The following is a 12,588-nucleotide window of genomic DNA, read 5'->3' on the forward strand; positions in this document are numbered from 1 at the left end:
GGAGCACCCATGACGAACACTCCTCAGCCACTCTCCGCCCCGTTGCTCGCCGCCGAGTCGCTCTCGGTCTCCTACGGACGTACGCAGGTGGTGACCGACGTCAGCTTCGCGCTTTCCGCGGGTTCCAGCCTGGCGCTGATCGGCGAGTCCGGGTCCGGCAAGTCCACGATCGCCCGCTCGGTGCTGCGGCTGCTCCCCCGCGACCTGGGCCGCGCCAGCGGGTCGGTGCGCCTGTCCGGCCAGGAGATCCTCGACCTGCCCGAGCGGCGCTTCCGGCCGCTGCGCGGCCGCGAGCTCGGCTTCATCCCGCAGGACCCGACCAGCTCGCTCAACCAGGTGCGTACCGTCGGCTCGCAGGCGCTGGAGGCCACCCGGCTCCTCTCCGGCGAGCACAGCAGGGCGGAGCGGCGTGAGCTGGTGCTGGACACGTTCGCACGGGTCGGTCTCGACGCCCCCCGACGGGTCTTCGACTCCTATCCCCACCAGCTCTCCGGCGGCATGCTGCAGCGGGTGCTGATCGGGCTGACGATCATCCCCGAGCCCCAGCTGATCATCGCCGACGAACCCACCTCGGCGCTGGACGTGACGATCCAGAAGCGGATCCTCGATCTCCTCTCCGGGCTGCGTGAGGAGCGCGGCATCAGCCTGCTGCTGATCACCCACGACCTGGCCATCGCCGCCGACCGCACCGACGAGATCGTGGTCCTCAAGGGCGGCACCGTGCAGGAGGCCGGACCCACTCGACAGGTCTTCGCGGCTCCCGCCTCCGACTACGCCCGCAAGCTGCACGGCGACGTACCCGCCCTCAACCCCGACCGCTACGCCGCCCTCCGCGACCGCGAGATCCCGGCCACCCCCAGCCCTAAGATCGAGTTCCGCGAGGTCGGCAAGACGTTCACCGTGGAGGGCACGGAGCTGCGCGCCGTCTCGGAGGCGTCCTTCGCCGTCGCCCCGGGCACCACGCACGCGCTCGTCGGCGAGTCCGGCTCCGGCAAGACCACCGCCGTACGTCTCCTGCTCGGTCTCGAGCAGCCCACCACCGGCGAGGTGCTGGTCGACGGGGAGACCGTCAGCCACCGCACCCACGCGGACCTGCGCGGCGTACGCCGTCACCTCCAGCTCGTCTACCAGAACCCGTTCACCTCGCTCGACGCCACGTGGCGGATCCGGCACATCGTCCGCGAGCCGCTGGACCGCTACCGGGTCGGGACCAGGCGGGAGCGGGACGAGCGGGTCCGGGAGGCGCTGTCGGCGGTCGGGCTCGACGAGGGGCTGCTCGACCGGCGCCCCACCAACCTCTCCGGCGGGCAGCGACAGCGCGTCGCGATCGCCCGCTCCCTGGTGCTGCGGCCGGACGTGGTCGTCCTCGACGAGCCGACCTCGGCGCTCGACGTCAGCGTCCAGGCCGACATCCTCGAGGTGCTCCTCGGCCTGCAGGCCGAGCTCGGGCTGACCTACGTCTTCGTCTCCCACGACCTGGCGATCGTGCGGCAGATCGCCCACACTGTCACCGTGATGAACCGTGGCCGGATCGTCGAGCAGGGGCCGGTCGACCGCGTCCTGTCACACCCGTTCACCGACTACACCCGCGAGCTGGTCGCGGCGGTCCCCGGCCGAGACCTCGCCGACCATGCCGACAGGATCGCCGAGCGCACCGCATGACGCTCTCCTCCAGCGCCCACTGGGGCACCTTCGAGGTCGAGCTCGGTCCGGGCGGGGAGCTCGTCGGGGCCCGGCCGCACGCCGACGACCCCGACGCCTCCCCCGCGATCGGCAACGTGGTGGCCGGCCACCGCCATCGCAGCCGGGTCCTCCGCCCGGCGGTCCGCCGCGGCTGGCTCGAGGGCGGCCCCGGGGCCAGCGAGCGGCGCGGCTCCCCCGAGGAGACGTACGTCCAGGTCGGCTGGGACACCGCGCTCGACCTGCTCGCGGGCGAGCTGCGCCGGGTCGTGGACGAGTTCGGGAACAGCGCGATCTTCGGCGGCTCCTACGGCTGGAGCAGTGCCGGACGCCTCCATCACGCCCAGGGGCAGCTGCACCGGTTCCTCAACCGGATCGGCGGCTACACCCGCTCGGTGAGCGACTACAGCCGCGGCGCCAGCCTGGTGCTGCTTCCGCACCTGATCGGGCAGCCCGCGACGGCCGAGCTCCGCTCGCGGCCGGTCTCGTGGTCGCAGATCGCCGAGCACACCGACCTGCTGGTGACCTTCGGCGGGCTGCGGCGCTCCAACACCTGGGTCGTCCCCGGCGGGCACGACCGGCACATCGGCACCGCGGCGGCGACGCGGGTCGGCGACACCACGCGGGTCGTCTCGCTGACCGCACAGCGCGACGACGCCTACGACGGCTTGGAGGCCGAGTGGGTCGGGGTGATGCCGGGCACCGACACCGCGGTGATCCTGGCGCTGATCCATGTGCTCGTCGCCGACGGTCTGGCCGACGACGCGTTCCTCGGCACCTACACGGTCGGCGCCGAGCGGGTCCGGGCCTACGTCCTCGGCGAGTCCGACGGCATCGCGAAGACGCCCGAGTGGGCCGCGGCGATCTCCCGGACGCCGGCGGAGCGGATCCGGCGGCTGGCGCACGAGATGGCCGCGGGACGCACCCTCGTCAACGTCGCCTACGCCCTGCAGCGGGGCGAGCGCGGCGAGCAGCCGGTCTGGGCGGCACTCACCCTGGCGGCCTTCCTGGGACAGATCGGTCTGCCGGGCGGCGGGTTCGCGCACGGCTACGGCTCCATGGGCGACTACGGGGTCGGCGTCGCTCCCGTGCCGCTGCCGACCTTCCCGCAGGGGACCAACCCGGTCGCCGACCTGATCCCGTGCGCCCGGATCGCCGACCTGCTGCTCCATCCCGGTGAGCCGTTCGCCTTCGACGGCCGGGTCCTGACCTACCCCGAGATCCGGCTCGCCTACTGGGCCGGCGGCAACCCGTTCCACCATCATCAGGACCTCGGCCGGCTGCGCACCGCCTTCGCCCGGCTCGACACCTTCGTCGTCCACGAGACCCACTGGACCCCGACCGCCCGGCACGCCGACATCGTCCTCCCGGTCGCCTCGGCGCTGGAGCGGTCGGACCTCGCCGCCGGGGCCGGCGACCGCCGACTGCGGACCATGCCGAAGGTCGCCGAGCCTGCCGGCGAGGCGCGCGAGGAGCTGTGGATCTACGGCGAGCTCGGCCGCCGCCTGGGCGCCGATGTCGACGAAGGACTCACCTCCGGGCAGTGGTTGCGCCGGATCTACGAGGAGTGGCGCGAGCTGCCGACGACACCGGCCGACGCGCCGGCCTTCGACGAGTTCTGGGCCGCCGGCGGCGTCGAGCTGCCGCAGGATCGCTACCAGGACGCCGCGTTCTCGAGCTTCCGCCACAACCCGCGCAAGCACCCGCTCCGGACCCCCAGCGGCAAGATCGAGCTCTGGTCGGAGACGATCGACGGCTTCGGCCTCGACGACCTCGCCGGACACGCTCAGTGGCGCGAGCCCGACCAGTGGTGGGGGTCTGCGTCGGCGGTGACGTACGACCTGCATCTGCTGGCCAACCAGCCCTCCCACCGGCTGCACAGCCAGCTCGACATGGGCGACGCCAGCCAGGCGACCAAGGTCTCCGGCCGCGAGCCGATCCGGCTCCACCCCGACGACGCCGCCGCGAGGGGCCTCGCCGACGGCGACCTGGCGCTCGTCCGCAGTGCCCAGGGCAGCCTGCTGGCCGGCGTACGCATCACCGACGCCCTGCTTCCGGGCGTCGCGCAGATGCACACCGGTGCCTGGTTCGACCCCAGCGCACCGGAGATCGCCGACTGCGTCAACGGCAACGTCAACGTGCTCACCCGCGACCTGCCCACCTCGTCGCTCACCCAGTCCAACACCGGCGCGCACGTGCTGGTCTCGGTCACCCGCCACGACGGCCCGACACCCCCCGTACATGCCTATGAGCCGCCCACCTTCTCCTGAAAGACTTCACCTGTGAACGTACTCATCAGCGCCGACGAGCTCGCGGCCGAGCTCGCCTCCGACCGGCCCCCGGTCCTCCTCGACGTACGCTGGCAGCTCGGCGGCCCGCCCGGACACGAGTCCTACCTCGAGGGCCACATCCCCGGCGCCGTCTACGTCGACCTCGACACAGAGCTGGCCCGCCACGGCAAGCCCACCGACGGCCGCCACCCGCTGCCGGAGCTCGCCGACCTGCAGGCGGCCGCTCGCCGCTGGGGCATCTCCGAGGGTGACGCCGTCGTCGCCTACGACGCCGTCGGCAACACCTCGGCCGCCCGCGCCTGGTGGTTGCTGCGCTGGGCAGGCATCGCCGACGTCCGTCTCCTCGACGGCGCGCTCGGCGCCTGGACCTCCGCGGGACACCCGCTGACCACCGCCGACGTGGTGCCCGATCCCGGCACGGTGACGCTCACGCCCGGCCACCTGCCCGTGCTGCCGTTCGAGCACGTCGAGGCCTACCAAGGTGTTCTGCTCGATGCCCGCGCCGCCGAGCGCTACCGCGGCGAGGTCGAGCCGGTCGACCCGAAGGCCGGGCACATCCCCGGCGCGGTCTCGGCGCCCACCGTTGACAACCTCACCGCCGAAGGTCGCTTCCTGCCCGCCAAGGAGCTCCGGGCACGCTTCGACGCGCTCGGTGTCGAGGCCGGCTCCCCCGTGGCCGCCTACTGCGGCTCCGGCGTCACCGCCGCCCACGAGGTCGCCGCGCTGACGATCGCCGGCTACGACGCCGCGCTCTTCCCGGGCTCCTGGAGCCAGTGGAGCAACCACGACCTGCCGGTCGCCACCGGCTGATCCACGCCTGACGTTCGCGCTTGACCTCAAGTCGGCTTCATCTTCGAGCATGAAGGAACACCGACGAGAGAGGGAGCTGGGACCATGACGGAGCACAACGACCGACCCGCCGTCACCGTGATCGGGATCGGCAACATGGGATCGGCGGTCGCGCGGGCATATCTCGAGCGCGGCTACCGGACCACGGTCTGGAACCGGACGGCCGACAAGGCCGAGGCGCTGGCCGACGCCGGAGCCGCGGTCGCGTCCACCGCGGCGAAGGCGGTGGCGGCCAGCCCGGTGACGGTGCTCAGCCTGCTGGACAACACCGCGGTCGAGGACGTCCTGCACTCCGTCGGCGCCGCCGCGGCGGGCCGCACCCTGGTCAGCCTCACCAGCGGCTCGCCGGCACAGGCGCGGGCGAACGAGGCCTGGGCGGCCGAGCACGGGGCTGCGTACGTCGACGGGAAGGTCATGGGGGACCCACCCGACGTCGGCACGTCCAGGATCTCGCTGGCCTTCAGCGGTGACCGCGCGGCGTTCGAGGCCGTCGAGCCGATGCTCACCGAGCTCGGCTCCCTCACCTATCACGGGCCCGACGCCGGGTTCGCGGCCGTCGAGTTCAACGCCCAGGTCGCGGTCGGCTACGAGTTCCTGATCGGATTCCTGCACACGCTCACGCTGGTCGAGGCCGAGGGGATGGACCTGGAGGCGTTCACCGAACGGGTCGCGGCGTCCCTGAACGGCTACGCCGGTCTGCTGCGGATGATGACGGGCGCGATCAAGAGCGGGACGTACGGCCCCGACCTCGGCTCCCTCGACGTGCAGGCCGCGCTGATGGACGACCTGATCGGGCACCGGGAGTCGACCGGCGTCGAGGCGGTGCGGATGCGGGAGGTGAAGTCGCTGATGGACCGCCGGATCGCCCAGGGCCACGGCGACCAGGGGTTCTCCAGCATGTTCGAGCTGCTGCGGCTACGAGCCTGACGCCTGGGCTTCCTGGGCAGCCACCTCGGCCTCGGAGCGCAGCACGCAGAACTGGTTGCCCTCGGGATCGGCGAAGATCACCCAGCCGGTCCCGGGACCATATTTGCCGCGGTGGTCGGCGACCTGTGTCGCCCCCAGGCCGAGGACGCGCTCGACCTCGTCGTCGCGGGTGCCGGTGCGCGGGCGCAGGTCGAGGTGGATGCGCTTGGCGGGCAGCGGGTCGTCGGGCACCTCGATGAACAGCAGCCGGTGGCCGGTCTCCGGGTCGAGGATCACGCACTCCTCGTGACCGGGGAGGTTCGGGTCGCCCTCCACGTCGACATAGCCGAGCAGTTCCTTCCACCACTCCGAGAGCGCGTACGCGTCGTGGCAGTCGATGGTCGTGTGCGAGACGAAGAGGGCCATGCCCACATCGAAGCCCAGGTGTGCACCCGAGTCCACCGGTTTCGGTGCCTCAGACCGGCTCGGCGACCTTCTCGTCGATGAACTGCGGGAGCAGGTCGATGGCGATCGGTGCGGCCGCGTCGATCTTCTCCTGCGGCACGTCGCAGATCCGCAGGCAGGTCGCGGCGATGGCCCACGCCTCGCGGCACGGGATCTTGCGGTCCGGGTCCTCGGTGCGCATGTTGATCACGCCCTCGACCTGCTGGATGAGCAGGTCGCCCAGCTGCTTGCGGCTGACCGTCGAGCGCACCGTCTTCGAGGCGACCTCGCTGGCCAGGTCCGCGTAGTGGGCGGCCAGCTCGGCGTGCTCGTTGCGGAACTCGTCGTACACCTCGCACTTGGCCACGTCGGGCAGCTGGTAGAGCATGCCGACGTTGTGCGGCACGTCGGCGAGGGTGCGTACGTCGACGAGGACCAGCAGGTAGAGCGCGGTCTCGTAGTCGAGCGGTGGCACGCGGTTGAGGATCTTCTCCACCTTGTCCGTGGTCGGACGGACCGACCGGCGGAGCAGCTCGCCGAGGATCTCGTCCTTCCCCGCGAAGTGGTAGTAGAGCGATGCCTGGCGGATGCCGACCATGTCGGCGATCTCGCGAGTAGACGTCGCCGCGAAACCCTGGGAGACGAACAGCCGCGATGCGGCATCCAGGATCTGGTCGCGCGGTGAGGTCGTACCTGAGTCGGGAACATGCCTAGGGCGGCCGGGCCGAGAACGCCTAGTTGTCATGTTGCCCATCTAACTCCCGTCCGGACTTTCAAGGAAGACTTGAAAGGACTTTATCCTCTACAAAATATGAGTCATAGGACCTATTGGACATAGCTCGATCGGGCTATGTCCTCGATGTGCGTGTTTGCGTCCGTCAACACCCGGACGGCTACACCGGAAGCCCCCATGTACGGCTGAGCACCGGGTCGCGCCACTTGCATCTGCGCTGTCATCCGGCTGTTACCCGCCGTCACAGTGGCTAACGACGATGTGGGTGACAGGTCACGCATCTGTTGGACATTCGTGGGCTGTCTGTGGCGACCGCCACATGATCTCCGACTGATCCGCTCGACTTACTCGTGCTTAGATCCTCGGCATGACCCGCCGGACCGCCCCCGCCACCGTCCTTCTGGCCTTCGTCGCCTTCGTCGCCTTCGTCGCTCTCGTCGCCCTCCTGGCCGGACCGACGGTCGGCCCGGCGTCCGGCGCGACCGTGCCACCGAGCCCGTACGCCGGTCCGGACGGCACCTGGAACATGCACGGCGACGCCGGAGCGTCCGACACGACGCCGTTCGCGGGTCCAGGAGCCGACCCCTCCCCAGCGCAGCCGGTGCCCTTGCCGGCGGCGTGCCCGACGATCCTCAGCGGCTCCGACGGGATGGTGCAGGCGCTGTGCACCGAGTATCTCGACCGGGCGCCCAGCCTCTACCTCCTCGACCCGACCACCCTGCTCCCGGTCGCCCGGCGCCATCTCGCGGCCGGATCGCTGCTCGGCGGCGTCTACGCCTACGTCGACCACAAGTCGAGGCTCGTCACCGTCGACGGTTCCGGGTCGCTGCTCTGGCTGGCGCACTCGAGGTCATGGCGCGGCTGGTCGATCGAGGTGGAGCGCGAGGTGCCGGTGACCCTGCCGGAGGGCGATGCGGTCACCACCGTCGGACCGGGCTACGACGCCAACGTCTGGTTCGCCACCGCCCAGGGCCGCGCCGGCTACGTCACGCCCGACGGGGACGTCGTCACCACGACCCTCGGCGCCGGCGACGAGAAGGTCGCCAACTCCATCTCCAGCGCACCGAGCGGGGTCGCGGTGACGACCGACCATGCGACGTACCTGCTCCGCGCCGATCGCGACTCCGCCGCGGTCCGGACGATCTGGCGCCAGCCCTACGACCGCGGGGAGGCCCGCAAGCCGGGCCAGCTCAGCCACGGCAGCGGCTCGACGCCGACGTTCTTCGGGGAGCGTACGGGGGCCGAGCTCGTGGTGATCACCGACAACGCCTCCCCGCGCGAGAACCTCCTCGTCTACCGGGCGCGCGACGGTCGTGAGGTCTGCCGGCTGCCGGTCCTCACCGAGGAGAGCAGCGGCACCGAGAACTCCCCCGTCGCCTGGGGAGACTCGGTCTACATCGCCAGCACCTACGGCTATCCCTACCCCGCGCAGGCGACCGAGGACGCCGGCGAGTCCGTGCCGGCGACGGCCGACTTCGCGGGCGGCATGGAGCGCATCGACGTCGACGAGCGCTCCGGCACCTGCGAGTCGGTCTGGCGCAACGACGTGCCCTCCGCCGCGGTCCCCCGGCTCTCCCGCGAGGAGGACGTCCTCTACACCGTCACCCGTCGAGGTGTCGGCCCGACCTGGCGCCTGGCCCGGATCGACCCCGCCGACGGCCGAGTTCTCTCCGAGACGTTCCTCGGGCTCGGACCGCTGGCCAACACCCTGCAGATGGTCGGCACGATCCTTCCCTACGGCACCCTGCTCCAGGGCACGCTGGCGGGTCTGGTCGCCGTTCGACGCTGAGCGAGCCACATCCCGACCGGATGTTTCGCGATGCCCCCGGATGAGATCATCTGGCCCGGATCGCTGCGCGTTGGCTCCGTTCATGGGTACGCTCGCACGGGCGGCACGGCGGATCGTGTCCGCCCGCTGCACCATCTCCGCCACGACCGACAAGTGAAATCTCACGGTGCCTGGAGCACTCGTCTCGGGATCCCCCGCCACGGGTGCGCATCGCCAAGGGGGAAGAGCACATGGGCCAGAGCGACGCAGCCGTCCAGCGGGTGGGCGGCCACGCGAGACCGACACAGACACAGGCGCCGGCCGCAGCCGGCCGGACCGAGCCCGCGCTCGGCGGGGACGACGGGACCGGCGGCCCGGACGAACCGCTGGCGACCCGGCGGCGCGGCAGCCGCGGAGGCTTCGGGAGCATCCAGTCGAAGCTGCTGCTGATGCTGGTGCTGACCAGCGTGCTCTCCTCGATCGTCGTGGGCTACTTCGGCTACCGCAGCGGTACGCAGGCACTCGAGGACTCCACCCGCAGCCGCCTCCAGGACGTGCTCGACGAGCGCGCCTCCCGAGTCTCGGCGATGATCAACAACGTCTCCGGTGGCGTCATCCTCGACAGCCAGGGCGTCGGGCCGGAGTCGATGGCCGACTTCAGCGCGGCGTACGACGAGCTCGCGCGCGGCACGGTCGACCCCGCCGACACGGCGGCACTGACCCGTTACTACAACGACTACTACGGACCGCACCTGCAGGAGAACGTCGGCGGCGAGATCAATGCCGAGGCGTTCATCCCGACCTCCCCGGCGCGGACCTACCTGCAGGCGCGCTACACCGTCAAGGCGACCACCGAGACCGACACCTCGCGTCCGGTCTCCGACGTCGACGACGCCGGCGACGGCTCGGCCTGGACAGCCGCCAACAAGAAGTGGAACCCCTACTGGCGGGCCGTACGCGACTCCCTCGGTCTCGACGACGTGATGATGATCGACACCGAGGGACGCATCGTCTACACCGCCGACAAGGGCTCCGACCTCGGCAGCGACGTCGACACCGGCGAGCTGCGCGACGGTGCGCTGGAGTCGCTGTGGCGGGAGGCGTTGCGGTCCAACAACCGCGACTACGTCGCGATCTCCGACTACGAGAGCTATCAGCCGGCGTTCGGCCGGCCGCGGATGTTCGTCGCCTCCCCGATCGGCACCGGCGGCGACGCCACCGGCGTGCTGGTCTACGAGATCTCCTCGAACGCGATCACGTCGCTCACCACGGGCTCCGGCACCGCCGAGAAGGTGACCGGCCTCGGCGAGACGGGCGAGTCCTACATCGTCGGCACCGACGGCCTGCTGCGCACCAACTCCCGCGAGCTGCTCGCCGATCCGAAGACCTTCGCCGAGCAGATGCGCGACAACGGCACGAGCGAGGAGACCGTCGACAAGATGCTCCGGATGAAGCTCGCGGTCGGCCTCCTCTCCGCGGGACCAGACGTCTCCGAGGTGGCCAAGCAGGGCGACACCGGTGTCGGCGAGATGACCGACTACGCCGGTCACGAGGTGCTGGCGGCGTACGAGCCACTCGATGTGGAAGGGCTGGACTGGTCGCTGGTCGCGACCATCGAGACCGAGGAGGCGCTCGCGCCCGTGCAGGGGTTCGCCCGCAGCGTACTCCTGGCGACGGCGGCGGTGATCCTGCTCGTCTGCGCCATCTCCATCCTGCTGGCGCGGGTCTTCACCCGGCCGGTGGGGCGGCTGATGAAGGGGGTCCGCTCGGTGGCCGGCGGTGACCTGGGTGCTCAGGTCGACGCCGGGTCGCGCGACGAGTTCGGCGACCTGGCGACGGCGTTCAACGACCTGAGCTCGAGCCTGGCGGCGAAACAGGAGCTGGTCGACGCGCAGCAGGCCGAGAACTCCCGCATCCTGCGCTCGCTGATGCCGGAGGCGATCGCCGACCGCTACCAGGGCGGCGAGACGACGATCTCTGCCGAGCACCAGAACGCCTCGGTCGTCTACACCGAGATCGACGGCTTCGACTCGTTCGCCGGCAAGCGGCCCGCCGAGGAGTCCCTCGCCATGCTCAAGGAGCTCTCCGCGGGCTTCGACGCGGCCGCCCACCGCGCCGGGATCGAGAAGGTCCGCAGCGTCGGCACCGGCTACATCGGCAGCAGCGGCCTCATCGTCCAGCGCGTCGACCACGTCCGCCGGGTCGCGGACTTCGCCGTCGACGTGGCTCGGATGGTCGAGCGGTTCAACGTCACCAACGGCGCCCGGCTGGTCCTGCGCGCCGGCGTCCACACCGGTGACGTACGCGGCGGCCTGGTCGGCCAGGGCGACATGGTCTACAACCTGTGGGGCGATGCGGTCGACCTGGCCTACCGGGTCCGCACCGTCGCCGGCGAGGCCGGGATCTACGTGACCGACGAGGTCAAGGAGCAGCTCGCGGCGGCGTACGACTTCGAGCAGGTCGGCACCATCGAGGACAGCCCGGTGTGGCGGGTGGTGCTGTCGTGACGCACATCATCGACATCGGCGGCACGCCCTGGTTCGGATGGGCGATGGCGCTCATCGTCGGGCTCCCGATCGTGCTGCTGGTCCTCTCCGAGGTCCACCTGCACCTAGTGCGCCGGGGCAGCAGCCTGGCCACACCGGTCAACCGGTTGCGGCTGTGGCTGCTGCCCGGCGCCGCGCTGCTGGTGCTCCTCACCCAGGTCGGCAACCTCTCGGCCGACAACAACGGCGTACGCATCGTGGCGACCGTCGTCGGCGTGCTGGCGGTGAGCATCGCCCTGGGTGCGCTCAACGCGCTGCTCTTCGGCAACGCCGTGCGCGGTAGCTGGCGCGAGCGGCTGCCCGGGATCTTCATCGACCTGGCCCGGCTCATCCTGGTCGTCGCCGGGGCCGCGTTCGTCGCCTCGATGGTGTGGGGCTTCGACGTCGGCGGGCTGTGGGCGACGCTCGGCGTCGGGTCGATCGTCATCGGCCTGGCGCTGCAGAACGCCATCGGCAGCGTGGTCTCCGGGCTGCTGCTGCTCTTCGAGCAGCCCTTCCGGCTCGGCGACACCCTCGACGTCGGCGGCGTCAGCGGCCGGGTCGTGGAGATGAACTGGCGCTCGACCCACCTCGACACCGGCAGCGGGGTCCAGATCATCCCCAACTCCTCGCTCGCCGCGGCCTCGTTCACCAACGACAGCCGTCCGACCCGCGCCCACGACCACATGCTCAGCCTGGGGTTCGGGCCGGCCGACCCGCCTCATGAGGTCGTGGAGACCGTGACCACGACCGCAGCGGCCCTGCCGTTCCTGCGGCCGGGGGCCGCCGCGACGGTGCGCACCACCGGTGGCGGTGCCTACGACGTGACCCTTCCGCTGGCCACCGCCTCCGACGCCGGCGTGGCGAGCTCGACCCTGCGCACCCGGCTCTGGTACTCGGCCCGCCGAGCCGGCCTCACCCTCGACGGCGTCGCCGCCGAGCCGCGCTCGACGGCCGACGTGGAGGCGGCACTCCGGTCCGTCGCGACCACCCTCGAGCTCACCGAGGAGGAGATCGAGGCGCTGGCGCCGCAGTGCCGTCTGAGCACGTTCGGTGCCGGCGAGCACATCGTCCGCCCGGGGCGGGTGCCGACGGCGTACGGCTTCGTCGCCAGCGGCGTGGTCGAGGTGACCGCGCCGGCCGGCTCCGCGGGTGGGTCGGGTGGTGCCGTCGTCGTGGCACGCCTCGACCGTGGCCAGGTCGTCACCGCGGACGCGCTCCTGCGCGAGAGCGGCACACTGACCGCGACGGCGGTGACGCTGACCGATGTCCTGGAGCTGCCGCTCGCGGTCATCGACCAGCTCGTCGTCGCCAAGGCCGGTGTCGCCCGACGGCTCAGCGAGGTCGCTGAGACACGGCGCGCCGACGCCCTGGAGGGCCAGCACTAGGATC

9 protein-coding genes are annotated in these 12,588 nt (G+C 71.3%); 7 read left to right on the forward strand and 2 right to left on the reverse strand.

Features of this window, described 5'->3' with window-relative positions; all coding sequences use genetic code 11:
* Positions 1-9 precede the first annotated feature (9 nt).
* The 4 genes from HD557_RS15040 to HD557_RS15055 all read left to right on the forward strand — a co-directional run bounded on the left by HD557_RS15040 (position 10) and on the right by HD557_RS15055 (position 5,747).
* On the forward strand, positions 10-1,662 hold the full coding sequence (locus HD557_RS15040) for a dipeptide ABC transporter ATP-binding protein (protein ID WP_008361465.1): 1,653 nt from the start codon (positions 10-12) through the stop codon (positions 1,660-1,662).
* A complete protein-coding gene (locus tag HD557_RS15045) occupies positions 1,659-3,950 on the forward strand; it encodes a molybdopterin-dependent oxidoreductase (RefSeq protein WP_196874465.1) in 2,292 nt (763 codons plus the stop codon). The genes HD557_RS15040 and HD557_RS15045 overlap by 4 nt, the downstream gene beginning before the upstream one ends.
* Before the next feature lie 12 nt (positions 3,951-3,962).
* The gene (locus HD557_RS15050; protein ID WP_008361467.1) at positions 3,963-4,781 is read left to right on the forward strand and encodes a sulfurtransferase; all 819 of its coding nucleotides are present in this window, start codon (positions 3,963-3,965) and stop codon (positions 4,779-4,781) included.
* A gap of 84 nt (positions 4,782-4,865) precedes the next feature.
* Positions 4,866-5,747, forward strand: a complete 882-nt coding sequence (locus tag HD557_RS15055; RefSeq protein ID WP_008361468.1) for an NAD(P)-dependent oxidoreductase — start codon at positions 4,866-4,868, stop codon at positions 5,745-5,747.
* Here the strand turns inward: HD557_RS15055 and HD557_RS15060 are convergent.
* Both HD557_RS15060 and HD557_RS15065 read right to left on the reverse strand, forming a co-directional pair.
* The gene (locus HD557_RS15060; RefSeq protein ID WP_008361471.1) at positions 5,736-6,152 is read right to left on the reverse strand and encodes a VOC family protein; all 417 of its coding nucleotides are present in this window, start codon (positions 6,150-6,152) and stop codon (positions 5,736-5,738) included. The two genes, HD557_RS15055 and HD557_RS15060, sit on opposite strands and share 12 nt — an antisense overlap.
* A gap of 49 nt (positions 6,153-6,201) precedes the next feature.
* On the reverse strand, positions 6,202-6,915 hold the full coding sequence (locus HD557_RS15065; protein WP_231380300.1) for a TetR/AcrR family transcriptional regulator: 714 nt from the start codon (positions 6,913-6,915) through the stop codon (positions 6,202-6,204).
* Between the two features lie 355 nt (positions 6,916-7,270).
* Between HD557_RS15065 and HD557_RS15070 the strand changes: the two genes are divergently transcribed.
* The 3 genes from HD557_RS15070 (at position 7,271) to HD557_RS15080 (ending at position 12,584) form a co-directional block, all read left to right on the forward strand.
* On the forward strand, positions 7,271-8,692 hold the full coding sequence (locus HD557_RS15070; RefSeq protein ID WP_008361475.1) for a hypothetical protein: 1,422 nt from the start codon (positions 7,271-7,273) through the stop codon (positions 8,690-8,692).
* A 230-nt stretch (positions 8,693-8,922) separates the two neighbouring features.
* Positions 8,923-11,178, forward strand: a complete 2,256-nt coding sequence (locus HD557_RS15075; protein ID WP_196874466.1) for an adenylate/guanylate cyclase domain-containing protein — start codon at positions 8,923-8,925, stop codon at positions 11,176-11,178.
* Entirely contained in the window at positions 11,175-12,584 is a 1,410-nt protein-coding gene (locus tag HD557_RS15080; protein ID WP_196874467.1) for a mechanosensitive ion channel family protein, read from the forward strand. Before HD557_RS15075 ends, HD557_RS15080 begins: the two co-directional genes overlap by 4 nt.
* Positions 12,585-12,588: the final 4 nt, after the last annotated feature.

It is taken from the genome of Nocardioides luteus (assembly GCF_015752315.1).
In the GTDB taxonomy this organism is placed as follows: domain Bacteria; phylum Actinomycetota; class Actinomycetes; order Propionibacteriales; family Nocardioidaceae; genus Nocardioides.

Coding starts and splice junctions, on each gene's coding strand:
- HD557_RS15040 (WP_008361465.1), top strand. CDS start 10: ATGACGAACACTCCTCAGCCACTCTCCGCCCCGTTGCTCGCCGCCGAG.
- HD557_RS15045 (WP_196874465.1), top strand. CDS start 1,659: ATGACGCTCTCCTCCAGCGCCCACTGGGGCACCTTCGAGGTCGAGCTC.
- HD557_RS15055 (WP_008361468.1), top strand. CDS start 4,866: ATGACGGAGCACAACGACCGACCCGCCGTCACCGTGATCGGGATCGGC.
- HD557_RS15060 (WP_008361471.1), bottom strand. CDS start 6,152: ATGGCCCTCTTCGTCTCGCACACGACCATCGACTGCCACGACGCGTAC.
- HD557_RS15065 (WP_231380300.1), bottom strand. CDS start 6,915: ATGACAACTAGGCGTTCTCGGCCCGGCCGCCCTAGGCATGTTCCCGAC.
- HD557_RS15070 (WP_008361475.1), top strand. CDS start 7,271: ATGACCCGCCGGACCGCCCCCGCCACCGTCCTTCTGGCCTTCGTCGCC.
- HD557_RS15075 (WP_196874466.1), top strand. CDS start 8,923: ATGGGCCAGAGCGACGCAGCCGTCCAGCGGGTGGGCGGCCACGCGAGA.